Here is a 22,768-nt window from a genome sequence, read left to right on the forward strand (position 1 = left end):
TGTTGTGCGGGTCTTCGGTGGAGCTCCCGTCGCGGGGGCCGGGACTGTGGATCGCCAAGCTTGACCGGTGGGCGGCAAGGCTCTAGATTTGAACAAGTGTTCAATAAGGCGGCGGGGAGGCCCTGGAATGTTTAACGCGGTGATGCAGTTCGATCTGGGCGAGGACGTCAACGCGCTGCACGAGATGGTGCATCGCTGGGCGCAGGAGCGGGTCAAACCGATGGCGGCCGAGATCGACCGGAGCAACGACTTTCCGCCCGCGCTCTGGTCCGAGATGGGCGAGCTGGGTCTGCTGGGCATCACCGTGCCCGAGGCATACGGCGGCGCCGACATGGGATACCTCGCCCATGTGATCGCGGTGGAAGAGATCGCGCGGGCCAGCGCCTCGGTCTCGCTGTCTTACGGCGCGCATTCCAACCTCTGCGTCAACCAGATCAAGCTGAACGGCAACGACGCGCAGAAAGAGAAATACCTTCCGCCGCTGGTCACGGGCGAACACGTGGGCGCGCTGGCCATGTCCGAGGCGGGGGCCGGGTCGGATGTGGTGTCGATGAAACTGCGCGCGGAAAAGCGCAACGACCGTTTCGTGCTGAACGGCAACAAGTACTGGATCACCAACGGCCCGGACGCCGAGACTCTGGTGGTCTATGCCAAGACCGATCCCGAGGCCGGGTCGAAGGGGATCACCGCCTTTTTGATCGAGAGGTCGATGAAGGGCTTCTCGACCAGCCCGCATTTCGACAAGCTTGGGATGCGCGGATCGAACACCGGCGAGCTGATCTTCGACGATGTCGAAGTGCCGTTCGAGAACGTGCTAGGCGAGGAAGGCCGCGGCGTGGCCGTGCTGATGTCGGGGCTGGATTTCGAGCGTGTGGTGCTGGCGGGCATCGGCACCGGCATCATGGCGGCCTGTCTCGACGAGATCATGCCCTACCTCAGTGAACGCAAGCAATTCGGCAAGCCCATCGGCAGCTTCCAGCTGATGCAGGGCAAGATCGCCGACATGTATACCGCGATGAACTCGGCCCGTGCCTATATCTACGAGGTGGCCAAGGCCTGCGACCGGGGCGACGTGACCCGGCAGGACGCGGCGGCCTGTTGTCTTTACGCCTCGGAGGCCGCGATGACCCAGGCGCATCAGGCGGTGCAGGCCATGGGCGGCGCGGGCTTCCTGAACGACGCCCCGGTGGCGCGGCTCTTCCGCGACGCCAAGCTGATGGAGATCGGCGCGGGCACATCCGAGATCCGGCGGATGCTGGTGGGGCGCGAGATGATGGCGGCGATGGGGTGAGACGGTGGCGGCATGAGCGGGACCCGGCAACAGGGCGCGGGGCGGTGGATCTGGTTCGCGCCTGTGGCGCTGATCACGCTCTTGGGCGCGGTGCTGGCGTTCCGTCTGGGCTGGATCCGCGCGCATCTGACCGAGACCGACGTGATCGAGGCCTATGCCGCGCGCTACCTCGACAGGGCGGGCGCGGGGGCGCGCGCGTCGGATTGCGTCGCCTATCCGGCGCAGGGGCAGGGGCTGTGGCTGATCGTGGCCTGCACCGACCCGTCGGGCGCGGGCTGGCGCTATGGGGTCAACCGCTTCGGCGGGCTGAAGAGCGTGGTGGAGCCGGGGGCGGAGAAGACAGAGTGATGGAGGAAGCCCGATGACACGCCTTGCCGCCCTGATCATGGTGCTGGCTTTGCCCGCGATGGCCCAGGAGATGACCTTTAGCTTTACCGCGACCGAGGAGTGCCTCGCCTCGGAGGGCACGTTCGGGGAATGCGTCGGAGCGTCGGCGGATGCGTGTATGCAGAGCAACGCGGGCGGCTATACCACCGTCGGCATGGGCTATTGCTTGGAACAGGAATGGCAGGCCTGGGACGGCCTTTTGAACCTGCATTATGGCGAGGTGCGCGCGGCGGCCCGCGCGGTCGATGCCGAGATGCGCGAGCTGGGGTCGAGCGCGCCGTCGCAGGCCGATGCCCTGCGCGACATGCAGCGCGCCTGGATCGCCTTCCGCGACGCCAAGTGCGATTATGAACGCAGCCTCTGGGGCGGCGGCACCGGTGGCGGCCCCGCGACCCTGTCCTGCCTGATGCAAGAGACCGCGCGGCAGGCGCTGTATCTCGAGGCGCAGCGGAACTGATGTTGCGGCGGGCGGAGACATATGACGCGCTTCGCGAGGGCTTTGCCTGGGATCTGCCCGGGCGGCTGAACATGGCGCACCAGGTCTGCGACCGCTGGATGGTGTCCGACCCGGATCGGCTGGCGATCATCGACATGACCGGCGAGGCGCGGCGGGACGTGAGCTTTGGCGCGCTCTGGGCGCTGTCGCGGCGGGTGGAATCGGCGCTGGTGGCGCGCGGGGTGATGGCGGGCGACCGGGTGGGCGTGCTGCTGAGCCAGTCGCCGCTCTGCGCCGCGGCGCATATCGCGGCCTGGCGGCTGGGGGCGATATCGGTGCCGCTCTTTAAACTGTTCCGCGAGGACGCGCTGCGGTCGCGTCTGGGCGACAGCGGCGCGGGCGTGGTGGTGACCGATGACGAGGGCGTGGCGATGCTGGCGCCGTTCGGCGTCAAGGCGCTGACCGAGGCGGATCTGGAGGGGGACGGCTTTGCCTCGTCGGCCGGAACCGACACCGGGCCGGAGACGCCCGCCGTTTTGATCTACACCAGCGGCACGACCGGCACGCCCAAGGGCGCGTTGCACGGGCACCGGGTGTTGACCGGGCATCTGCCGGGCGTCGAGATGAGCCACGATTTCCTGGGCCAGCCGGGCGACGTGCTCTGGACGCCCGCCGACTGGGCCTGGATCGGCGGGCTCTTCGATGTGCTGATGCCGGGGCTGGCGCTGGGGGTGCCGGTGGTGGCAGCGCGGATGGCGCGGTTCGATGTGGCGGATTGCGTGAACTTGTGCCGTGAAGCCGCTGTGCGCAATGTGTTTTTCCCGCCCACTGCCCTGAGGATGCTGAAGGCGGCCGATGCCCGGATCGAGGGGCTGCGCAGCGTCGCCAGCGGAGGAGAGCCGCTGGGCGCGGAGATGCTGGCCTGGGGCCGCGAGGCATTCGGTGTGACGATCAACGAATTCTACGGCCAGACCGAGTGCAACATGGTGGCCTCGTCGAGCGGGGCCCTCTTCAGCCCGTTGCCGGGCTTTATCGGGAAAGCTGTGCCCGGCTTCGACGTGGCGGTGATCGACGAGGCGGGCAACGTGACCCAGGGCGAGGGCGATATCGCGGTGCGGCGGGGCGCGGCCTCGATGATGCTGGAATACTGGCGGCGGCCCGAGGCCACCGCCGAGAAGTTCCGTGGCGACTGGCTGGTGACCGGGGATCGCGGCGTGATCGAGGATGGCTTCATCCGGTTCGTGGGGCGCGAGGACGACGTGATCACCAGCGCGGGTTACCGCATCGGCCCGGCGGAGATCGAGGATTGCCTGTTGACGCATCCGGGTGTGGCCACGGTGGGCGTGGTGGGCAAGCCCGACAAGCTGCGCACCGAGATCGTCAAGGCCTATGTCGTCTGCAAGCCCGGTGTCGCGGTGACCGGGGCCGAGCTGCAGGACTGGGTCAAGGACCGGCTGGCAAGTTATTCGTACCCAAGGGAAATCGCCTTTCTGGACGCGCTGCCGATGACCGTCACCGGCAAGGTGATCCGCAAGGAGCTGAAGGCCCGCGCGGCGGCGGAGGCGGGGACATGAGCCGCGACGCGCCCACCGATCCCCGCACCCTGCCGCGCGACGCGGTGCGCCGCGCGCTTGATGCGCAGCGCGCCTATGAGAGGCGGCGGCAGACGCTGCTCGGGAAGGGCGCGGAGCGGCTGACCGAGCCAGTCGGCGGGCTCTTTGCACGCGCGGTGCCGCCGGCGCTGGTGCGCATGGGGCTGCGGGCGGCGGACCGGGCGGCGGGGCTGACGCTGCCGGCCGAGATCACGTCGCACGATATCAATGACCCGGATGCCTGCGAGGCCGCCGCGCGGCGGGTGCAGGCCTGGGCGGTGGGCACGAACGCCGCAACGGGCGGCGCGGCGGGCTGGTTCGGCGCGGCGGGCCTGACCGCCGACATTCCCGCCACCATCGCACTGGCCGCGCGCAACGTGCGCGCCACAGGCGCGGCCTGGGGCTTTGCCGCCGACAGCGAGGCGGAGCGGGCGTTTCGGCTGATGGTGCTCGAATTGGCCTCGACCCATGCCGAGAAGACCCGGCGCGAGACGCTGGGCGCGCTGGACGGCATGGCGCGGGTGCTGGAGACCCCGGCGGGCCGCATGATGGTCGACAAGGGCGGGGAATGGGTCACCGAAAAGGTGATCGAGCGGGTGCTGCGGCAGATGGGGGTGTCGCTGGGGTCGCGCAAGGCGGCGCAGGTGGTGCCGGTGATCGGCGGCGCAGTGGCCGCGGTGGTCAATGCCAGCTTTCAGACCGATGTCAGCCGGGCGGCGCGCTATTCCTATCGCCTGCGCTGGCTCATGAGCCGCAACCTGCTGCCCGCGCCCGAACCCGCGGCCACGACCGATACGGAGGCGGGGGCATGAAGGCGGCGATCCTTGCCCTCTTCGTTGCCGTACCGGCGCAGGCGCAGGCGCCGCTGCCGGAATTCGCCACCTGCCTCGATATCGAGAACGCGCGATTTGAACGCGCGCTCCGGCGCGACGTTGCGGCGGGCGTTGCGGCGTTCGAGGCGGGCGACGTGACGGGGGCGGAATATTGCGGCACCGTCGGCATCGTGCGCTGCGATCGCTCCGCCGCGCCATACGACTGCCAGCACGCGCTGGCGGCGGAGCAGGATGCGCTGGCCAACGCGGTGCGCGCGCTCTTGCCCGCGCCCGAGGGCGATCCACTTTACCAGGCGCTCTGGGCGCTGGCGCGGGACGTCTCGGCCGGGCCGGATTGCGCGGGTCAGAACGAGGCCTTTACCGCGTGGTGTGCCGCGCGCGAGGCCAACCGGCGGCTGATGTCGGTGGTGCTGGCGTGGCAGAGCGCGCGCTATTTGGGCCGGGTTCCGCCCGCGACCGAAGCGGGCTGGGCCGACGCGCCGCCGCCCCGCCGCCCCGTGGCCCGGCCTCTGGCCGGCAGAGATTGAAGAAGGACCGAGAAGCAAATGCGTCTGAAATCCGCTTACTTGCCCGGCAGCGACAGCGCCCGGGTCAACCGTGAGGCCCATCTGGAGGCGCTGCGCCAGATCGAGGAGGCCGCCGCCCTGGCCGCCGAAGGCGGCGGCGAGAGGGCGCGCGCGCGGCATGTGGGACGCGGCAAGATGCTCCCGCGTGAGAGGGTGGCGAACCTGCTCGACCCCGGTTCGCCGTTTCTGGAGGTGGGCGCCACGGCGGCGTACGGGATGTACGACGGTGCGGCACCCTGCGCGGGCGTGATCGCGGGCGTGGGGCTGGTCGGGGGCCGGCAGGTCATGGTGGTGTGCAACGACGCCACGGTTAAGGGCGGCACCTATTACCCGATGACCGTCAAGAAGCACCTGCGCGCCCAGGAGATCGCTGAGGAGAACCATCTGCCCTGCGTCTATCTGGTGGACAGCGGCGGGGCGAACCTGCCGAACCAGGACGAGGTTTTTCCCGATCGGGATCACTTTGGCCGGATTTTCTATAATCAGGCGCGGATGAGCGCCAAGGGGATCGCGCAGATCGCGGTGGTGATGGGGTCTTGTACCGCGGGCGGGGCCTATGTGCCGGCGATGTCGGATGTGACGATCATCGTGAAAGAGCAGGGCACGATCTTTCTGGCCGGGCCGCCTTTGGTGAAGGCGGCGACGGGCGAGGTGGTCACGGCCGAGGATCTGGGCGGCGGCGACGTGCACACGCGGCTGTCGGGCGTGGCCGATTACCTGGCCGAGGACGACGGCCACGCGCTGGCGCTGGCGCGGCGGGCGGTCGGATCGCTGGGGGGCGGTGCGCAGCAAGTGCGCACCCTACGGGGTCAGGCGCCGGAGCCGCCGGCCTATGACCCGGACGAGATCCTCGGCGTGGTGCCTGCCGATCTGCGCACGCCCTACGACATCCGCGAGGTGATCGCGCGGGTGGTGGATGGCTCGTATTTCGACGAGTTCAAGGCGCGGTTCGGCGAGACGCTGGTCTGCGGCTTCGCCCATATCGACGGGATGGCCTGCGGGATCGTGGCCAACAACGGCGTGCTTTTCAGCGAGGCCGCGCAGAAGGGCGCGCATTTCGTCGAGCTGTGTTCGCAGCGGCGCATTCCGCTGGTTTTCCTGCAGAACATCACCGGGTTCATGGTCGGCCGAAAGTACGAGAATGAGGGCATCGCCCGGCACGGGGCTAAGATGGTGACTGCGGTCGCGACGACCTCGGTGCCCAAGATCACCATGGTGGTGGGCGGCTCGTTCGGGGCCGGCAATTACGGTATGGCGGGGCGCGCGTATCAGCCGCGCTTCATGTGGTCCTGGCCGAATTCCCGGATCAGCGTCATGGGCGGCGCGCAGGCGGCAGGCGTGCTGGCCACGGTCCGGCGCGAGGCGATCGAGCGGCAGGGCGGCAGCTGGTCGGACGAGGAGGAGGCCGAATTCAAGCAGCCCACCATCGAGATGTTCGAACGCCAGTCGCATCCGCTTTATGCGTCGGCGCGGCTTTGGGACGACGGGGTGATCGACCCGCGCCGCGCGCGCGACGTGCTGGCGCTGAGCCTGCGCGCGGCGCTGAACGCGCCGATAGAGGAGACACGTTTCGGCGTGTTCCGGATGTGAGCGGTGTGACGGTGGCTGAGGCGCTGGCGCGCCATCCCGGGGCGGTGACGTTCAGCTTTGGCGACAGTGCGGCGCTCAACGCCGAGATCCTGGCGCTGGTGCGGGCCGGGGCCAAGACCGTGACCTGCGACGCGCAAGCGGCCTTTGCCGCGCGCGGCGAACCGCTGCCGGTGGCGGGCCGGGTGGACATCGCGCTGGACTGGGCGGGCGCGCCGCAGTTGGCGCTGCGCACCGAGGCCGTCGAGGTGATCGCATTTGACGCAATGACCGGGGACCGCATCGCGGCGCAGGGCGAATTCGCCGATCTGGCGGCGTGGCGGCGCGGCTATGAGGCCTATCTGCGGCGCTCGGGGCATTTCGCGCCCGATGCGCCCATGGTGGTCGAGACTTTCGCCGTGGTGGAGGATTTCGCATGTCCCGCGAGGTGACGCGCTTCAGCCGCCATGCGCGCCGGCATCCCAAGTGGGACATGGGCAGGCCGCCGGGCCGCCCGCGTCGGCCACGGCGCAGGCTGCCGCTGGGCCGCTGGGTGCTCTTTGGTGCGGTCGGTGCGCTGGCCGCGCTGCCGGTGAGCGACCGAGCGCTGGGCTGGGTCAAGCCGGGGTTGGATTGCCGCGTGGCGGGGATAGTCGACGGCGATACCGTGCGGGTGCGCTGTGACGACGGGACCACGGGCTCGGGCCGGGTGCTGGGCTATGACACGCCCGAACTGAGCGCGCGCTGCCCGCGCGAGGCCTGGGGCGCGTTCGTCGCGGGGATGCAGCTGCGCGGCATCCTGTGGCGCGCTGGGCGGATCGACATCCGGCGCGACGGAGAGGACCGCTATGGGCGGATGCTGATCGACCTGCGGGCGGATGGCCGGTCTGTCGCGGGGCGGATGATCGCGGGCGGCTGGGCGCGCTCGTATGACGGTGGAATGCGGCGGCCCTGGTGCAACGGCGCCTGGGGCACAGAGAACGGAGCGGGAAATGTTTGACACGATCCTGATCGCCAACCGGGGCGAGATCGCCTGCCGGGTGATGCGCACGGCGCAGGGCATGGGCCTGCGCTGTGTCGCGGTCTATTCCGAGGCGGATGCGGGTGCGGCGCATGTGCAGATGGCCGATGCGGCAGTCTGCGTGGGCGGGCCCGCGCCCCGCGACAGCTATCTGCGCGGCGATGCGATCATTGCCGCGGCGCTGGAGACGGGCGCGCAGGCGATCCATCCGGGCTATGGCTTTCTGTCGGAAAATCCCGATTTCGTCGAGGCGGTCGAGGCCGCCGGGCTGACCTTCATCGGGCCTTCGGCCGAGGCGATCCGGGCCATGGGGCTCAAGGACGCGGCCAAGCGGCTGATGCAGGAGGCGGGCGTGCCGGTGGTGCCGGGCTATCTGGGCGCGGACCAGGATCCGGGGCATCTGGAGGTCGAGGCCGCGCAGATCGGCTATCCGGTGCTGATCAAGGCGGTTGCGGGTGGCGGCGGCAAGGGGATGCGGCTGGTCGAGCGGCCCGAGGATTTCGTCGACGCGCTGGAGCGCGCCAAGGCCGAGGCGCGCACCGCCTTTGGCAACGACGCGGTGCTGATCGAGAAGTTCATCGAAAAGCCGCGCCATATCGAGGTGCAGGTCTTTGGCGACGGCCAAGCTGCGGTGCATCTTTTCGAACGGGATTGCTCGTTGCAGCGCCGTCACCAGAAGGTGATCGAGGAAGCCCCCGCGCCGGGCATGACTGAAGAGATGCGTCAGGCGATGGGCGACGCGGCGGTGCGCGCGGCCGAGGCCATCGGTTACAAGGGTGCGGGCACGGTGGAATTCATCGTCGACGGGTCGGAGGGGCTGCGGCCCGACGGCTTTTGGTTCATGGAGATGAACACCCGCCTGCAGGTCGAACATCCCGTGACCGAGGCGATCACCGGCGTCGATCTGGTGGAATGGCAGCTGCGCGTGGCCGCAGGCGAGGCGCTGCCGCTGTCGCAGGACGAATTGTCGATCGAGGGCCACGCCTTCGAGGCGCGGCTTTACGCCGAGGACGTGCCGGCGGGCTTTCTGCCCGCGACCGGGCGGCTGGCGCATCTGGCCTTCCCGGGCGGCGTGCGGGCCGACAGCGGGGTCAGGACCGGCGACGTGATCTCGCCTTTCTATGATCCGATGATCGCCAAGGTGGTGGTCCATGGCCCGACGCGCGACATCGCCCTGCGGCGGCTGTCGCAGGGGCTGGCGCAGACGCAGGTGGCCGGGACGGTGACGAACCTGGCCTTTCTGGGGGCCCTGGCGGGCCACGCGGGCTTTGCCGCCGGAGAGGTGGACACCGGGCTGATCGCGCGCGACCTCGACGCATTGGTCGCCGTGCCGGAACCCGATGCGCGGGTGATTGCCCAGGCGGCGCTGGCGGTGTCGGGCGTGGCGGAGGCGGCGGACCCGCTGACGGGCTTTGCGCTCTGGCAGCCGAGGGCGCATTGGATCAGGCTGCACCGGGGCGACGCCGACATTGCGGTGCGCCTGCGCGTCCACGGGCCCGACCGCGTGACGCTGGAAACCGGCGGGGCGACGGTGGAGGCGGCGCGTGTCGGTGGCCTCTGGCGGTTCGACGGTGCACCGGCGGCGGATGTACATGTGGCGCGGGGCCGGGTGACGGTGTTCGAGGGCTATGGCTTTGCCTTCGACGTCGCCGATCCGCTGGACCGCGCGTCGAGTGCGGCGGGCGACGGTAATCTGATCGAGGCGCCGATGCCGGGGCGCGTGGTGTCGGTGGCCGCGCGGGTGGGGGCCGTGGTCGCCAAGGGCGACCGGCTCTGCGTGCTCGAGGCGATGAAGATGGAACACACCCTGACCGCCGCCCGCGACGGCGTGGTGGCCGAGATCCTGGTGAGCGAGGGCGCGCAGGTCGAGGCGGGGGCGGCGCTGGTGCGGCTGGAAGAGGCATGAGCGGGGGCGCAGGAGCGAAGGAGACCGCCATGATCAGATTGCACCACGTGCCGTTTTCACGCTCGTTCCGGGTGTTGTGGCTGCTGGAGGAGATGGGGCTCGATTGCGAGATCGAGACCTACGACATACGCGACGGCAGCCTGCGCGACCGCGGCTTTCCCGGCCTGTCGCCCGCAGCAAGGGTGCCCGCGCTGGAGATCGACGGCATCGCGCTGCACGAATCTGGTGCCATCGTGGAATATCTCTGCGAAACCCGCCCCGAGGCCGGGCTGGGCCGGGCAGTGGGGCATCCCGAGAGGCCTGTGTTTCTGCAGTGGGTTCACTATGCCGAGACCATGGCGTCGCTGATTGAACAGCTGAACATGAACCACGTCTTTCTGCGCGATCCCAGCGAGGCCAGCCCGGTGGTGATCAAGCTCAACACCGCGCGGCTGAAAGGCACGCTGGCGGGAATGGAGGCGCGGCTGGGCGGGTCTGATTACCTGCTGGAGGGGGGCTTTTCCGGGGCGGACGCGATGATGGGGTTCAACCTTTTCGCGGCGCCCTATTACGTGCGGCTGGACCCGTTTCCGAAGCTGCGCGCCTACCGCGAAAAGATCGAGGCGCGGCCCGCGTTCCAGCGCGCCCGCGGCCGGGACGGAGAGCAGACTTTCTACGACCGCGACTTCTATCCGGTGCCGGAGGTCAAGGCATGATCCGGCTGCATCATTGCCCCGAGACGCGCTCGATGCGGACGCTGTGGCTGCTTTACGAGCTGGAGGTGGAGTTCGAGCTGGTGCTGCACGCCTTCGACAAGAGCCTGCGCGCGCCGGATTACCTGACGCTCTCGCCCGCGGGCCGGGTGCCCGCGCTGGAGATCGAGGGCGAGCGGATGTTCGAAAGCGGGGCCATTGCGGAATATCTCTGCGAGCGGTTTCCGCAGGCGGGGATGGGCCGCGCGCCCGGCGCGCCGGACCGCATGGCGTGGCTGACCTGGCTGCATTTCGCCGAGACCGTGAGCCAGCATGTGGCGGCGCTGACCCAGCAGCATATCGTGCTGCGCGAGGATCATATGCGGTCGGCCTACGTGATGAAGCTGGAGGCGGCGCGGCTGGGCAAATGCTATGACGCCATCGAGGCGCGGCTGTCGCCGCCGCTGGAGGCGCGGGATTACCTGCTGACCAGCGGCTTTTCGGCGGTGGATGTGGGCGTCGGGCAGGCGGTCCATCTGGGCCGGCATTTCGTTTCGTTGGAGAACCACCCAAAGCTGGCGGCCTGGTACGGCCGGATCACCGACCGCGACGCTTTTCGCCGCAGCCTGCCCGCGCCGGAGGAGCGGCTATATACGCGGGATTTCTATCCGCCGTGGCCGGTGTGATCTTGCGGAGCGACGGGCCTTCGGCCCGCCGCGCTGGATGTCTCGGCGCCCGGGGCGCCTCGGCGCGGGAGGGCGGGCGTGACGGGTTTGTGTTTCGGTGGACTTGTGGCGGGCGTTGAGCAGCCTCCGGCGGGGATATTTGGGGATCGGTGAAACGAGGGTGAGATGGGCGAAAGAGTCGAGATTTTCGAGGTGGGGCCGAGGGACGGGTTGCAGAACGAGGCGCGGCCTATTGCGGTGGCCGACAAGATCGCGCTGGTGGATTGTCTGAGCCGCGCGGGGTTCCGGCGGATCGAATGCGCGTCTTTCGTCAGCCCCAAATGGGTGCCGCAGATGGCGTCTTCGGCAGAGGTGCTGGCCGGCATCCGGCGTGCGCCGGGGGTGTCCTATGCGGCGCTGACGCCGAATATGCGCGGGCTCGAGGATGCGCTGGCGGCGGGGGCGGACGAGGTGGCGGTTTTCGGGTCGGCCTCGGAGGGGTTTTCGAAGGCCAATATAAACGCCAGCATCGCCGAGAGCCTCGAGCGGTTCCGCCCCGTGGCCGAGCGCGCGAGAGAGTTGGGGCTGCCGGTGCGGGGCTATGTGTCCTGCGTGGTGGAATGCCCGTACGATGGACCGGTGGCGCCCGGGGCCGTGGCGCGGGTGGCGGAGGCGCTGCGCGACATGGGGTGCTATGAGATCAGCCTGGGCGACACCATCGGGCGGGGTACGCCCGAGGCGGTGGATGCGATGTTGACGGCGGTGCTGGACGGTCTGCCTGCGGAGCGGCTGGCGGGGCATTTCCACGACACCGGGGGGCGGGCGCTGGATAATGTCGAGGTGGCGCTGGGGCGCGGTCTGAGGGTCTTTGACGCTGCCGTGGGCGGGCTGGGCGGCTGTCCCTATGCGCCGGGGGCTGCGGGCAATGTCGCGACCGAGGCGGTGGCGGAAAGGCTGGAGGCGCTGGGGTTTGAGACCGGGCTGGACCGGGCGGTGCTGGCGGAGGCCGCGGCGCTGGCGCGCAAGCTGCGTCCGGCGGTGTGACAGGAGGATGGGCATGGACGATTTGATCAGGGTGACGCGGGACGGGCGCGGGGTCGCAACGCTGTGGCTGGCGCGAAGCGCCAAGCACAATGCGCTGTCGGCGGAGATGATGACGCAGCTGGAGGCGCGGGCGCGTGATCTGGCAGAGGACAGTTCGGTGCGGGTGGTGGTGCTGGCCGCCGAGGGGCCCACATTTTGCGCCGGGGGCGATCTGGCCTGGATGCGGGCGCAGATGGGCATGGACCCGGCCACACGGCGGGCGGAATCGGCGCGCATCGCTACCGCGCTGGGCGCGCTCGCCGATCTGCCGCAGCCGCTGATCGGGCGGTTGCAGGGCAATGCCTTTGGCGGCGGGGTGGGGCTTGCGTCGGTCTGCGATGTGGCCATTGGCGTCGACGACCTGAAGATGGGGCTGACCGAGACCAAGCTGGGCCTGATCCCGGCCAATATCGGCCCTTACGTGGTGGCGCGGATGGGGGTCGCGCGGGCGCGGCAGGTCTTTATGAACGCGCGCATCTTCGGCGCGGAGGAGGCGGTCGCGCTGGGGCTCTTGACCCGTGCCGTGCCGGCAGAGACGCTGGACGCGGCGGTCGAGGCCGAGGTCGCGCCGTATCTCGCCTGTGCGCCCGGCGCGGTGGCCGCCGCCAAGGCTCTGCTGCGCCAGCTTGGCGGTGGGGTCGGGCAGGCGCAGGTCGACCTGGCCATCGACGCGCTGGCCGAGCGCTGGGAAAGCGACGAGGCCGCCGAGGGAATCGCGGCCTTCTTCGACAAGCGCAAGCCGGGCTGGGCCTGAGGCGTTGAAATCCTGACCTGGCCGTGTAGCCTTGCCTTCGGTGTCGAGGATACGCGTTGATGTTGGACAGTTTCTTTTTGTTGCTCGCCGATCTGGTTCTGGCGATGTCGGAATCCTTGCGCATGGCGGCGACGGATCCGTGGTTCGAGGTGATCTGGAAACCCGCCGCCGCGATTTTTGCACTTTTGCTGACCGCCCTTGCGGCCATGCGGCAGCTCTGGCGGTTGGTCTTTCGCATCGACAGCAAGGTGCGCGAGGACATGCGCGCCGCCCAGAGGGCCTGCGCGGAGGCGCAAAGGACGCTCAAGGAAACCGAGGCGCGGGTGGACGCGCTGCGGCTGTACGACCCAAAAGTGTTCCTGCGCGACGTGCGCAAGGCGGCAGAGGAAGGCGTGATCGGCAAACCGGCGGCGCTGGGGGAGACCTATGTGCAGCCGCTCGCCCCGGCGCTGGCCCGGGCCTATACCGACATAGCGCGCGAGGCGCTGATCGCCGCCCCGGACCGCGCCGCGCTGGAGGCCGCGCGGCGGCTGGCGCGTGGGGCCTTCGCCGCCCATCCGCAGGCGCCCGATGTCGGCGACGTGCTGGAGGCCATCGACGAGGCCGCCGCGAGCCTCTCGGCCGAAGGGCTGAGCGCCGAGGAACGCGAGGCCTGGGCGCTGTCCCGGCAGGGCGGCAATCCGGTGGCCATGGTTAAGATCGGGCAGGCGCTACTGGAGAAAGGCCGCTACCGGGTGGCGCAAATCCTGCTGGAACGGGGATGGACCCTGCTGCGGCAAACGCCGGGGCCGGAGGCTGCCAATACTCTCTGGGCCAAGCACGCATTTGCAGCATGTCTCGGGCGCGAGGGAAAACATGCGCGTGCCATGTCGCTGTTCACTGAGGTGTGGGAGGTGATGCGCCGTCCGGAGGTTCTGGGGCCGGAGCATTCGGGTACGCTGAACACAGCGGTGCATATGGCGTTTCAGCGTGGGTTGGCGGGGCAGGCCGAAGCGGCGGTGGCTGCGTTCGAAGAGGTCTGGGCCGCGGAACGGACGGAGGCGGTGTTTGGGCCTGATCACCCGAGGCACCTTTACCGCCGCTATCAACTCGCGCGGTTGAAGGACCTGGCGGGCGACTTGACCGGGGCGGAGGAGCTGCTGGACGGGCTGCGCGACGCGATGCTGGCGCGGTTCGCGCCGACGCATCAATGGATCCGGGAACTGGACGGTTGGACCGCTGGGCGGACCGGCGCGCCGTCCGCGCCTGTCTGATGGGCAGCGCCCCGCGACGCATCGGCGCGGGGGGCGGCGGGCGGATGGCGGGCGGCATCGGTAGAAACCTGAAAACACTTGCGAAACCGCAGGGGGTGGCGCGATGTTAGCGCCCACATTCAATGCCGCGAATTCCCCGGGATCTGTTGACCCTCCGGGCGGGCGGCGATAAGTCAGCGGTATGCCATTGCGCACGGGGCCTGCCCCTCGCGCCGATTGAAGGAGCCGCCTCTTGGAAGAGATGCTCAGGGAATACCTGCCGATCCTCGTCTTTCTGGCCATTGCCATCGGGCTTGGCCTTGTCCTGATCCTCGCCGCCGTGATCATCGCGGTGCGCAATCCCGACCCCGAGAAGGTCAGCGCCTATGAATGCGGGTTCAACGCCTTCGACGATGCGCGGATGAAGTTCGACGTGCGGTTCTACCTCGTGTCGATCCTCTTCATCATCTTCGACCTCGAGATCGCGTTCCTGTTCCCCTGGGCGGTCGGGTTCCAGGACATCAGCATGGTCGGTTTCTGGTCGATGATGGTGTTCCTGGCGGTGCTGACCATCGGCTTTGCCTATGAATGGAAGAAGGGGGCGCTGGAATGGGAGTGATGGCCGGAGCCAACACCGCGGGCGCCGACCGCGAGGTCGCGACCCAAGATCTGAACCGCGAGCTGCAGGACAAGGGGTTCCTGCTGACCTCGACCGAGGACATCATCAACTGGGCGCGCACCGGGTCGCTGCACTGGATGACCTTCGGCCTGGCCTGCTGCGCGGTCGAGATGATGCACACCTCGATGCCGCGCTACGATCTGGAGCGTTTCGGCACCGCGCCGCGCGCCAGCCCGCGCCAGTCCGACCTGATGATCGTGGCGGGTACGCTGACCAACAAGATGGCCCCGGCGCTGCGCAAGGTCTACGACCAGATGCCCGAGCCGCGCTACGTGATCTCGATGGGGTCCTGCGCCAATGGCGGGGGCTATTACCACTATAGCTACAGCGTCGTGCGCGGCTGCGACCGGATCGTGCCGGTCGACGTCTACGTGCCGGGCTGCCCGCCGACCGCCGAGGCGCTGCTGTACGGCATCATGGCGCTGCAGAAGAAAATCCGCCGGACAGGGACGATCGTGCGATGACCGAAGCGCTGAAGGAACTGGGCACCCATATCGAGCTGAAGCGCCCCGATTGCGTGATCGGCTGGGACGTGACCCATGGCGAGCTGAACGTCGATGTGGCCCCTGCCAATATCAAGGGCTTCGTCGAGTTTCTGAAAACCGACGCCACCTGCCGGTTCACGTCGCTGGTGGACATCACCGGGGTCGATTATCCCGAGCGGTCCAAGCGGTTCGACGTGGTCTATCACTTTCTGTCGATGTACCAGAACCACCGCATCCGCCTGCGGGTTTCGATCCGCGAAGAGGATATGGTGCCCTCGATCACCGACGTGCACCCCTCCGCCAACTGGTTCGAGCGCGAAGTGTTCGACATGTTCGGCATCCTCTTTTCGGGCCACCCGGACCTGCGGCGCATCCTGACCGACTATGGCTTCCGCGGATATCCGCTGCGCAAGGATTTCCCGACCACGGGCTATACCGAGGTGCGCTATGACGACGAGCAAAAGCGCGTGGTCTACGAACCGGTGAGCCTGGTGCAGGAATACCGCCAGTTCGATTTCATGTCGCCCTGGGAGGGCGCGGAATACGTGCTGCCCGGGGATGAGAAGGAAGCGGCGAAATGATGGGCGGCTTCGGATTCGGCGGTGGCGGGCTGCTGTGGTTGCTGATCGTCGGCGCGCTGATCGTGGTGCCGTTCTGGCGGCTGCTGCCGCGCTTCGGCATCCCGAACTGGGTGGCGCTCTTTACGATCTTCCCGCTGGTGGCGCTGATCCTGCTCTGGGTGATGGCGTTCAAGGAACAGATTGACGGAGGCAAGTCGTGATGGACGGCTCCAAAGGTTTTGACGACGCCCTGACGGGCGAACAGAAGATCCGCAACTTCAACATCAACTTCGGCCCGCAGCACCCCGCGGCGCATGGGGTTTTGCGGCTGGTGTTGGAGCTGGACGGCGAGATCGTGGAACGCTGCGATCCGCATATCGGCCTGCTGCACCGTGGCACCGAAAAGCTGATGGAAAGCCGGACCTACCTGCAGAACCTGCCCTATTTCGACCGGCTCGATTACGTGGCGCCGATGAACCAGGAACATGCCTGGTGCCTGGCCATCGAAAAGCTGACGGGTGTCGAGGTGCCGCGCCGGGCCTCGCTGATCCGGGTGCTCTATTCCGAAATCGGCCGCATTCTGAACCACCTCTTGAATGTCACCACGCAGGCCATGGACGTGGGCGCGTTGACGCCGCCGCTCTGGGGCTTTGAAGAGCGTGAAAAGCTTATGGTGTTCTACGAGCGCGCCTGCGGGGCGCGGCTCCACGCCGCGTATTTCCGCCCCGGCGGGGTGCATCAGGATCTGCCGCCCGACCTGATCGACGACATCGACCAGTGGGCCGACGAATTCCCCAGGGTGATCGCGGACATCGACGGGCTTTTGACCGAGAACCGCATCTTCAAGCAGCGCAACGCCGATATCGGCGTGGTGACCGAAGAGGACATCCAGAACTGGGGCTTCTCGGGCGTCATGGTGCGTGGCAGCGGTCTGGCCTGGGACCTGCGGCGCGCGCAGCCCTACGAATGCTACGACGAGTTCGACTTTCAGATCCCCGTGGGCAAGAACGGCGATTGCTACGACCGCTATCTGGTGCGCATGGAAGAGATGCGCCAGAGCCTGAAGATCATCAAGCAAGCCATTGAAAAGCTTCGCAACGAGCCGGGTGACGTTCTGGCGCGCGGCAAGCTGACGCCGCCCACGCGGTCCGAGATGAAGACCTCGATGGAGGCGCTCATCCACCACTTCAAGCTTTACACCGAGGGCTTCCACGTGCCCGAGGGCGAGGTCTATGCCGCCGTCGAGGCCCCCAAGGGCGAGTTCGGCGTCTACCTCGTGGCCGATGGCACCAACAAACCCTATCGCGCCAAGCTGCGCGCGCCGGGGTTCCTGCACCTGCAAGCGATGGATTACTTGGCCAGCGGCCACCAGCTCGCCGACGTGGCGGCGATCATCGGCACCATGGATGTTGTTTTTGGAGAGATTGACCGATGATCCGATTGGTTCTTGCCGGCGCAGCGCTGGCCTCGCTGGCGGCCTGCGCCATGCGGCCCGAGGGCACCAGCGCCGAGGATGCGGCAGCCTTTGACGTCGCGGTCGCCTCGATCGGCTGCGATCTGCGCACCGAGAGCGATTACCTGCCGGTGGAGCTTCAGACCGGGCTCAGCCGCGAACAGGTGCAGGGTCTGGCGCAGTACCGGGCCGAGCTGGGCCAGATGGCCGAATTCGAAAGCGGCGGTTACCGGTTGCTCACCGGCGCCTGCGAACCCAAGGCAGAGACGCCGGCAGAGGCCTGAGCGCCGCCCCAACCCGAAACGCACGGAAAGACCTGAGACATGCTTCGTCGTCTTCACCCCGAACAGCCCGACAGCTTTGCCTTTACGCCCGCCAACCAGGCCTGGGCCGAGGCGCAGATCAGCAAATACCCCGAAGGCCGTCAGGCCAGCGCGATCATCCCGCTGCTGTGGCGCGCGCAAGAGCAAGAGGGCTGGCTGACCCGCCCCGCCATCGAACACGTGGCCGAAATGCTGGATATGGCCTATATCCGGGCGCTGGAAGTGGCCTCGTTTTACTTCATGTTCCAGCTGCAACCGGTTGGCAGCATTGCGCATATCCAGATTTGCGGCACCACCTCCTGCATGATCTGCGGGGCCGAGGATCTGGTCGCGGTCTGCAAGGACAAGATCGCGCCGCGGGCGCATGAGGTGTCGGCGGACGGCAAGTTCAGCTGGGAAGAGGTCGAGTGCCTGGGGTCCTGCGCCAATGCGCCGATGGCGCAGATCGGCAAGGATTATTACGAGGATCTGACCGCCGACAAACTGCGCGACCTGCTCGACGCGCTGGCGCGCGGCGAGGTGCCGACGCCGGGCCCGCAGAACGGCCGCTTCGCCTCGGAACCCAAGTCCGGCATCACCAGCCTGACCGATTATGTGAACGCGCAGATCAAGCTGAACGCCAGCGCCGCGCTGGCCACCGACATCGGCGATACGGTCAAGCGGATCGACGGCACCGAGGTGCCGCTGAACACGCCTTGGCTGGGCAAGACCGATGCGCCGGCCAAGTCCAAGACCGCACCGGCAGAGACCGAAGAGACGACCGGCACCCAGCCCGAAGCGCTGGCCGCGCCGCGCGAGGGCGGGGCGGACGATCTCAAGCAGATCAGCGGGATCGGGCCCAAGCTGGAAAAGCTCTGCAACAGCCTGGGCTTTTATCATTTCGACCAGATCGCGAACTGGACCCCCGAAGAGGTGGCCTGGGTCGACCAGAACCTCAAGGGCTTCAAGGGCCGGGTGACCCGCGACGATTGGGTGTCTCAGGCCAAAGTACTGGCCTCGGGAGGCGAGACGGACTTTGCTGCTCGTGTTAAGAAGGGTAGTGTCTACGATAATTGACACGGCTGACACGGACAGGGAGGTTCAAGATGAACGACGGCAAGGACGGAATGAGCTGCGGATTGGGCTGTTGGGCCCTGGCGGCGGGCGTTGGTCTGGTGGCCTTCCTCATGCTCTTGGTGCTGGGCGATCAGGGCTGGATCGCCTCGATCTTCCTCAGCGGCGTCGCCTTTGTCGTATTGGGCCTGCTGTTCAGCCGCATCTTCTGCTCGGACCTGCCGAAACCCGGCGAGGTGAAGCCGGGCGAGGATCGCGGGTTGCGCGCGGTGCCGCCTTCTGCGGATGATGCGGCCCCCGCACCGGCCAGCGCCGCACCGGCCCCGGCGGCCGCAGGCGCACCGGCCGAGGCGTCGGCGGTCAAGCCCTCGACACCGCTGCCGGGCGAGGCGGACCTGGCGTCGCGCAAGGGCGAATGGACATACGGCGGCGATGCGCCTGCCGCGGCCGAAGGCGAGGGCGCCAAGCCCGAGGCGCTGAGCGCCCCGCGCGACGGCGGCGCCGACGATCTGAAAAAGATCAAGGGCATCGGACCCAAGCTGGAACAGGTCTGCAACAGCCTCGGCTTTTATCATTTCGACCAGATCGCGAACTGGACCGCCGACGAGGTGGCCTGGGTCGACCAGAACCTCGAAGGGTTCAAGGGCCGCGTGACCCGCGACGATTGGGTCGCGCAGGCCAAGACGCTGGCGTCGGGCGGAGAGACGGATTTCTCGAAGCGCGTCGACGACGGCGACGTTTACTGAAAGGACAGCGGGCGGCGCATGGCGGACAGGAACGACACCACTCGGGCCGGGCGCATCACCGCGCTTGTCATCGCCGGTGTCGGTCTGTTCTGGATCGCCGCCACCGCTCTCGGCTCGGCGCTGGAGTGGAGCCAGCGCACCCGCGCGCTCTTCGATCTGGCCGCGCTGGCCGGGTTCGGCTGGGCGATCTGGATGATTTACGGCATCTGGCGGCAGCGCCGGAACGACAGGGACGGATAGCGTCATGCTGAACCAAGAGAACCGCGGTTTCACAGGCCGCGACGGGTGCGGGGTTCTGCGCATGGTGGATCGGAAGGGCCGTTCCCAGACGGCGGCGAGCGCATGAGCGTGCTGCGCAACGGGCTGATCCTGGGGCTTGCGGCGCTGACCCTGACAGCTTGCGGCAGGGACCGCGCCAACAACGTCGTCTTCGACGGGGTCTATTATCGCGGCGCTGCCAAGGGCGACCGTGACGACCGGATGAATTTCGTGGCCACGGTCCGCCCGGTGTCCAGCGGCCTGGACGGCGCGCGCGCCGCGGCGCTCTACGAGGGCACCAAGTATTGCATCACCTATATCGGGCGCAGCGATATCGACTGGGCCATCGGCCCAGAAACCGACGCGGATGCGCTGCCCATCGAGGGCGACACGCTGACCTATCGCGGCCGCTGCACCGAGTGATCCCGGCGGAGGATCGCCTGAAATCAACGGCTTGCCCTTCGGCTATTGCATAACAGCGGCCCGCGCTCCCATCTGTGACGAAAGTTTGCGAAAGGAGCGAGACATGCGAGCCATTCCGGGAATCGCGCTGGCGCTTGTGCTGGCGTCCGGGGCGCTGGCCAAGGTGCCCCTGCGCGACGTGGCCGAGATCGACAACAGCCTAATGGCCGTGGCCATCGCCGATGAAATCCGCAAGACCTGCGACGGCATCAGCGCGCGGATGTTCCGCGCGTTGGGCGTGCTCAACGCGCTCAAGAACCATGCCCGCGATCTGGGCTATACCGACGACGAGATCGAGGCCTATGTGACCTCGAAGGCCGAAAAGGCGCGGATGCGCGACAAGGCCACCGCCTATCTGGCCGAGCGCGGCGTCGTGGCCGACGACAAGTCGCAGCTTTGCGCCTTCGGCCGCGAGGAAATCGCCCGCGGCGGGCCGATCGGCGACTTGCTGCGCTGACCGGTGACCCGTGTCCGGCGCGGCGATTCTCGGGGCTGGGGGCAGGGGCGGTGAGCCGTTTGCGCTAACGCCCGAACGGCGGGCTTGCGCGATCACACAATGCACTTTCCATGCCCCGCGTCGATTTTTCCTAGCTTTGAATGGCCTGCGCGTCTTTCATCACAGAGAGTGTCGCGTTAGACAGCATGTCGACGGGGTGCCTGCGTCGCGGTTGCGGGGCGGCTGCGCCTCAGGGAACAGCAGCAAAGGGTCCGGGCATGTCCGACTTGCGCAAAATCATCATCGACGGGCAGGAAATGGAAGTGGACGGTGCGATGACGCTGATCCAGGCCTGCGAAACGGCCGGGATCGAGATTCCGCGCTTTTGCTATCACGAACGTCTGTCGATCGCCGGCAATTGCCGGATGTGCCTTGTCGAGGTGGTGGGCGGCCCGCCCAAGCCCGCGGCAAGCTGTGCCATGCAGGTGCGCGACCTGCGCCCCGGCCCCGAGGGTCAGCCGCCGGTGGTCAAGACCAACTCGCCCATGGTCAAGAAGGCCCGCGAAGGGGTGATGGAGTTTCTGCTGATCAACCACCCGCTGGATTGCCCGATCTGCGATCAGGGCGGCGAATGCGACCTTCAGGACCAGGCGATGGCCTATGGCGTCGACTTCAGCCGCTTCCGCGAGCCCAAGCGCGCGGTGGACGATCTGGACCTCGGCCCGCTGGTCGAGACACATATGACGCGCTGCATCTCCTGCACCCGCTGCGTGCGCTTCACCTCCGAGGTGGCCGGGATCACCCAGATGGGCCAGACCGGGCGCGGCGAGGATGCAGAGATCACCTCGTATCTGGGCGAGACGCTCGATTCGAACCTGCAGGGCAACATCATCGACCTCTGCCCGGTGGGCGCGCTGGTGTCCAAGCCCTATGCCTTCACCGCCCGGCCGTGGGAGCTGACCAAGACCGAATCTATCGACGTGATGGATGCGCTGGGGTCGTCGATTCGCGTCGACACCAAGGGGCGCGAAGTGATGCGCTTCCTGCCGCGCAACCATGACGGCGTGAACGAGGAATGGATCTCGGACAAGACCCGCTTTGTCTGGGACGGGCTGCGCCGCCAGCGGCTGGACCGGCCCTACGTGCGCGAGAACGGCAAGCTGCGGCCCGCGTCATGGCCCGAGGCGCTGAAAAAGGCCGCCGAGGCCCTGCAAGGGGCCGAGAAGGTGGCCGGCCTTGTGGGCGATCTCGCCCCGGTCGAGGCGGCCTTTGCGCTCAAGCAGTTGATCGAGGGGCAGGGTGGCGTCGTGGAATGCCGCACCGACGGGGCGAAACTGCCCTCGGGCAACCGCTCGGCCTATGTCGGCACCGCCTGCATCGAGGACATCGACGACGCCAAAGCGATCATGATCATCGGCTCGAACCCGCGCAACGAGGCGCCGGTGCTGAACGCGCGCATCCGCAAGGCCTGGACCCGCGGCGCGTCTGTCGGCGTGATCGGTGAAAAGGTCGATCTGACCTATGATTACGATCATTTGGGCGACGGGCCCGCCGTGATCTCGGGTCTGCTGGGCCGCGATCATTCCGGTGTGCAGGACAAGCCCTCGATCGTCATCGTCGGGCAGGGCGCGCTGGTGCGCGAGGACGGCGCGGCCGTTCTGGCCGCTGCCATGGCGCTGGCTGAAAGCACGAAATCCAAGCTTCTGGTGCTGCACACCGCCGCCGCCCTTGTGGGCGCGATGGATGCGGGTGCGACCAACCCCGACGGCATGAACGCCGTGCAGGGGGCCGATGTGATCTACAACCTCGGCGCGGATGAGATCGACATCGCCGAAGGCGCTTTCGTGATCTACCAGGGCAGCCACGGCGACCGCGGCGCGCATCGCGCCGACGTCATCCTGCCCGCCGCCGCCTACACCGAGGAACAGGGCCTTTTCGTCAACACCGAGGGCCGTCCGCAGCTGGCGCTGCGTGCCGGTTTCGCGCCGGGCGAGGCCAAGGAGAACTGGGCGATCCTGCGCGCGCTCTCGGCCGAACTTGGCGCGGTCCAGCCCTGGAACAGCCTGGCGCAGCTGCGTCAGGCGCTGGTGGCCGAGGTGCCGCATCTGGCCGGTATCGACACGGTGCCCGAGAACGACTGGCAGCCTCTCGAGGCGGGGCAGATGAGCGAAGCGCCCTTCGTCAACGTGATCGGGGATTTCTATCTGACCAACCCGATCGCCCGGGCGAGCGCGCTGATGGCCGAGTTGAGCGCCAACGCCAAGGCCCGCAACGAGACCAAGATCGCCGCAGAGTAAGGGCGGATGCGGG

Annotated in this window: 27 protein-coding genes; all 27 read left to right on the forward strand. The window is 67.9% G+C overall.

All coding sequences use genetic code 11. The features are described 5' to 3' along the window. Positions 1-127: 127 nt before the first annotated feature. The 27 genes from RXV88_RS04535 to nuoG all read left to right on the forward strand — a co-directional run bounded on the left by RXV88_RS04535 (position 128) and on the right by nuoG (position 22,755). Positions 128-1,291: an isovaleryl-CoA dehydrogenase gene (locus RXV88_RS04535; protein WP_316290916.1), complete on the forward strand. Its 1,164-nt coding sequence runs from the start codon at positions 128-130 to the stop codon at positions 1,289-1,291. A gap of 12 nt (positions 1,292-1,303) precedes the next feature. Then, positions 1,304-1,639 (forward strand): hypothetical protein, encoded by a 336-nt coding sequence (locus RXV88_RS04540; protein ID WP_316290917.1) that lies wholly within the window; start codon positions 1,304-1,306, stop codon positions 1,637-1,639. A 13-nt stretch (positions 1,640-1,652) separates the two neighbouring features. After that, positions 1,653-2,135: a lysozyme inhibitor LprI family protein gene (locus tag RXV88_RS04545; protein ID WP_316290918.1), complete on the forward strand. Its 483-nt coding sequence runs from the start codon at positions 1,653-1,655 to the stop codon at positions 2,133-2,135. Beyond that, positions 2,135-3,688, forward strand: coding sequence for an AMP-binding protein (locus tag RXV88_RS04550; RefSeq protein WP_316290919.1), 1,554 nt, complete (start codon positions 2,135-2,137; stop codon positions 3,686-3,688). Before RXV88_RS04545 ends, RXV88_RS04550 begins: the two co-directional genes overlap by 1 nt. Beyond that, the gene (locus tag RXV88_RS04555) at positions 3,685-4,518 is read left to right on the forward strand and encodes an EcsC family protein (RefSeq protein WP_316290920.1); all 834 of its coding nucleotides are present in this window, start codon (positions 3,685-3,687) and stop codon (positions 4,516-4,518) included. Before RXV88_RS04550 ends, RXV88_RS04555 begins: the two co-directional genes overlap by 4 nt. Beyond that, positions 4,515-5,066 carry a hypothetical protein gene (locus RXV88_RS04560; RefSeq protein ID WP_316290921.1) on the forward strand — a complete coding sequence of 184 codons (552 nt, stop codon included), beginning with the start codon at positions 4,515-4,517 and terminating at the stop codon, positions 5,064-5,066. The genes RXV88_RS04555 and RXV88_RS04560 overlap by 4 nt, the downstream gene beginning before the upstream one ends. Before the next feature lie 18 nt (positions 5,067-5,084). Beyond that, on the forward strand, positions 5,085-6,695 hold the full coding sequence (locus tag RXV88_RS04565; RefSeq protein ID WP_316290922.1) for a carboxyl transferase domain-containing protein: 1,611 nt from the start codon (positions 5,085-5,087) through the stop codon (positions 6,693-6,695). Then, on the forward strand, positions 6,692-7,123 hold the full coding sequence (locus tag RXV88_RS04570) for an ASCH domain-containing protein (protein ID WP_316290923.1): 432 nt from the start codon (positions 6,692-6,694) through the stop codon (positions 7,121-7,123). Before RXV88_RS04565 ends, RXV88_RS04570 begins: the two co-directional genes overlap by 4 nt. Beyond that, a complete protein-coding gene (locus tag RXV88_RS04575; protein ID WP_316290924.1) occupies positions 7,108-7,671 on the forward strand; it encodes a thermonuclease family protein in 564 nt (187 codons plus the stop codon). The genes RXV88_RS04570 and RXV88_RS04575 overlap by 16 nt, the downstream gene beginning before the upstream one ends. Continuing rightward, complete coding sequence (locus RXV88_RS04580; protein WP_316290925.1) at positions 7,664-9,598, forward strand: acetyl/propionyl/methylcrotonyl-CoA carboxylase subunit alpha; 1,935 nt, start codon at positions 7,664-7,666, stop codon at positions 9,596-9,598. Before RXV88_RS04575 ends, RXV88_RS04580 begins: the two co-directional genes overlap by 8 nt. Positions 9,599-9,627: 29 nt before the next feature. Beyond that, positions 9,628-10,293 (forward strand): glutathione S-transferase family protein, encoded by a 666-nt coding sequence (locus RXV88_RS04585; RefSeq protein ID WP_316290926.1) that lies wholly within the window; start codon positions 9,628-9,630, stop codon positions 10,291-10,293. Continuing rightward, positions 10,290-10,955 carry a glutathione S-transferase family protein gene (locus RXV88_RS04590; protein WP_316290927.1) on the forward strand — a complete coding sequence of 222 codons (666 nt, stop codon included), beginning with the start codon at positions 10,290-10,292 and terminating at the stop codon, positions 10,953-10,955. Before RXV88_RS04585 ends, RXV88_RS04590 begins: the two co-directional genes overlap by 4 nt. A gap of 165 nt (positions 10,956-11,120) precedes the next feature. Next, positions 11,121-11,978 (forward strand): hydroxymethylglutaryl-CoA lyase, encoded by an 858-nt coding sequence (locus RXV88_RS04595; RefSeq protein WP_316290928.1) that lies wholly within the window; start codon positions 11,121-11,123, stop codon positions 11,976-11,978. Positions 11,979-11,991: 13 nt separating this feature from the next. Beyond that, positions 11,992-12,771, forward strand: coding sequence for a crotonase/enoyl-CoA hydratase family protein (locus RXV88_RS04600; RefSeq protein ID WP_316290929.1), 780 nt, complete (start codon positions 11,992-11,994; stop codon positions 12,769-12,771). Positions 12,772-12,830: 59 nt separating this feature from the next. Further along, positions 12,831-14,024 (forward strand): tetratricopeptide repeat protein, encoded by a 1,194-nt coding sequence (locus RXV88_RS04605; protein ID WP_316290930.1) that lies wholly within the window; start codon positions 12,831-12,833, stop codon positions 14,022-14,024. A gap of 232 nt (positions 14,025-14,256) precedes the next feature. Next, the gene (locus tag RXV88_RS04610) at positions 14,257-14,622 is read left to right on the forward strand and encodes an NADH-quinone oxidoreductase subunit A (RefSeq protein ID WP_316290931.1); all 366 of its coding nucleotides are present in this window, start codon (positions 14,257-14,259) and stop codon (positions 14,620-14,622) included. Next, positions 14,613-15,146: an NADH-quinone oxidoreductase subunit B family protein gene (locus tag RXV88_RS04615; protein ID WP_316290932.1), complete on the forward strand. Its 534-nt coding sequence runs from the start codon at positions 14,613-14,615 to the stop codon at positions 15,144-15,146. Before RXV88_RS04610 ends, RXV88_RS04615 begins: the two co-directional genes overlap by 10 nt. Beyond that, positions 15,143-15,748, forward strand: a complete 606-nt coding sequence (locus RXV88_RS04620; RefSeq protein ID WP_316290933.1) for an NADH-quinone oxidoreductase subunit C — start codon at positions 15,143-15,145, stop codon at positions 15,746-15,748. The genes RXV88_RS04615 and RXV88_RS04620 overlap by 4 nt, the downstream gene beginning before the upstream one ends. Continuing rightward, complete coding sequence (locus RXV88_RS04625) at positions 15,745-15,948, forward strand: hypothetical protein (RefSeq protein ID WP_316290934.1); 204 nt, start codon at positions 15,745-15,747, stop codon at positions 15,946-15,948. Before RXV88_RS04620 ends, RXV88_RS04625 begins: the two co-directional genes overlap by 4 nt. Continuing rightward, a complete protein-coding gene (locus RXV88_RS04630; RefSeq protein WP_316290935.1) occupies positions 15,948-17,162 on the forward strand; it encodes an NADH-quinone oxidoreductase subunit D in 1,215 nt (404 codons plus the stop codon). Before RXV88_RS04625 ends, RXV88_RS04630 begins: the two co-directional genes overlap by 1 nt. Continuing rightward, complete coding sequence (locus tag RXV88_RS04635; protein WP_316290936.1) at positions 17,159-17,464, forward strand: hypothetical protein; 306 nt, start codon at positions 17,159-17,161, stop codon at positions 17,462-17,464. The genes RXV88_RS04630 and RXV88_RS04635 overlap by 4 nt, the downstream gene beginning before the upstream one ends. Before the next feature lie 39 nt (positions 17,465-17,503). Next, positions 17,504-18,559: an NADH-quinone oxidoreductase subunit NuoE gene (gene nuoE, locus RXV88_RS04640; RefSeq protein WP_316290937.1), complete on the forward strand. Its 1,056-nt coding sequence runs from the start codon at positions 17,504-17,506 to the stop codon at positions 18,557-18,559. Positions 18,560-18,588: 29 nt separating this feature from the next. Continuing rightward, complete coding sequence (locus RXV88_RS04645) at positions 18,589-19,302, forward strand: endonuclease (protein ID WP_316290938.1); 714 nt, start codon at positions 18,589-18,591, stop codon at positions 19,300-19,302. Between the two features lie 18 nt (positions 19,303-19,320). Beyond that, positions 19,321-19,542: a DUF5337 domain-containing protein gene (locus RXV88_RS04650; protein ID WP_316290939.1), complete on the forward strand. Its 222-nt coding sequence runs from the start codon at positions 19,321-19,323 to the stop codon at positions 19,540-19,542. 102 nt (positions 19,543-19,644) lie between these two features. After that, positions 19,645-19,983 carry a hypothetical protein gene (locus RXV88_RS04655; protein ID WP_316290940.1) on the forward strand — a complete coding sequence of 113 codons (339 nt, stop codon included), beginning with the start codon at positions 19,645-19,647 and terminating at the stop codon, positions 19,981-19,983. Positions 19,984-20,086: 103 nt separating this feature from the next. Then, positions 20,087-20,479 (forward strand): DUF5333 domain-containing protein, encoded by a 393-nt coding sequence (locus RXV88_RS04660; RefSeq protein ID WP_316290941.1) that lies wholly within the window; start codon positions 20,087-20,089, stop codon positions 20,477-20,479. 257 nt (positions 20,480-20,736) lie between these two features. Next, complete coding sequence (gene nuoG, locus RXV88_RS04665) at positions 20,737-22,755, forward strand: NADH-quinone oxidoreductase subunit NuoG (RefSeq protein ID WP_316290942.1); 2,019 nt, start codon at positions 20,737-20,739, stop codon at positions 22,753-22,755. Positions 22,756-22,768: the final 13 nt, after the last annotated feature.

Source organism: Aestuariicoccus sp. MJ-SS9 (genome assembly GCF_032586235.1).
Lineage (GTDB): Bacteria > Pseudomonadota > Alphaproteobacteria > Rhodobacterales > Rhodobacteraceae > Aestuariicoccus.